Origin of the sequence: Anabaena sp. WFMT (assembly GCF_051781005.1) — a bacterium.
Classification (GTDB): domain Bacteria; phylum Cyanobacteriota; class Cyanobacteriia; order Cyanobacteriales; family Nostocaceae; genus Anabaena.
The window spans coordinates 1-1,267 of sequence record NZ_JBPWOA010000044.1; the positions used below are offsets into that span (position 1 = coordinate 1).

At 45.8% G+C, this 1,267-nt stretch carries 1 protein-coding gene; it reads left to right on the forward strand.

The genetic code is table 11. The annotated features are described in order from the left end of the window. The first annotated feature begins 183 nt into the window (after window positions 1-183). Entirely contained in the window at window positions 184-1,266 is a 1,083-nt protein-coding gene (gene psbA, locus ACSQ6I_RS24650; RefSeq protein WP_438891392.1) for a photosystem II q(b) protein, read from the forward strand. The last annotated feature ends 1 nt before the right edge of the window (window position 1,267 follow it).

Consider the following 1,267-nt stretch of genomic DNA (forward strand, 5'->3'; position numbering starts at 1 on the left):
TGTGGTGTAGGCATCCTGCCCGCACCAATCATTCTGTAAATCTGAACACATTAGCAAAACATATAACTGATATAACGAATACTAATTTTAATTATCTTTACAAAACTCAACTAAGGCTTTAATGTTGAATACAGATAGGCAAAAAAACCTATCAACATCATAAAAACATAAAGCACTTATAAAATGACCACAACCATTCAACAGCGTTCAACCGCTAACGTCTGGGATCGCTTCTGCGAATGGATCACCAGCACCGAGAACCGCATCTACATCGGTTGGTTCGGCGTATTGATGATTCCTACCCTGTTAGCTGCTACCACCTGCTTCATCATCGCTTTCATCGCTGCGCCTCCCGTTGACATCGACGGTATCCGTGAGCCGGTTGCAGGTTCTTTGATCTACGGAAACAACATCATCTCCGGTGCAGTTGTTCCTTCTTCCAACGCTATTGGTTTGCACTTCTACCCAATCTGGGAAGCAGCTTCCTTAGATGAGTGGTTGTACAACGGCGGTCCTTACCAATTGGTAATTTTCCACTTTTTGATCGGTTGCGCCTGCTACCTAGGTCGTCAGTGGGAATTGTCTTACCGCTTGGGTATGCGTCCTTGGATTTGCGTAGCTTACTCCGCGCCTTTGGCATCTGCTACAGCAGTATTCTTGATCTACCCACTAGGACAAGGTTCATTCTCAGACGGTATGCCTTTGGGTATCTCTGGAACCTTCAACTTCATGATTGTGTTCCAAGCTGAACACAACATCTTGATGCACCCCTTCCATATGTTGGGAGTAGCTGGTGTCTTCGGTGGTTCCTTGTTCTCTGCAATGCACGGTTCACTCGTTACATCTTCTTTGGTTCGGGAAACAACCGAAACCGAATCTCAAAACTACGGTTACAAGTTCGGTCAAGAAGAAGAAACCTACAACATCGTTGCAGCACACGGTTACTTCGGTCGCTTGATTTTCCAATACGCTTCCTTCAACAACAGCCGTTCACTTCACTTCTTCCTCGCTGCTTGGCCTGTAATCGGTATCTGGTTTACCGCTTTGGGTGTTAGCACAATGGCTTTCAACTTGAACGGCTTCAACTTCAACCAATCAATCATTGATTCTCAAGGTCGTGTCATCGGTACATGGGCTGACGTAATCAACCGCGCTAACTTGGGTATGGAAGTAATGCACGAGCGTAACGCTCACAACTTCCCTCTAGATTTGGCTGCTGGTGATGTTGCTCCTGTTGCTTTAACTGCTCCTGCAATCAACGGTTAAT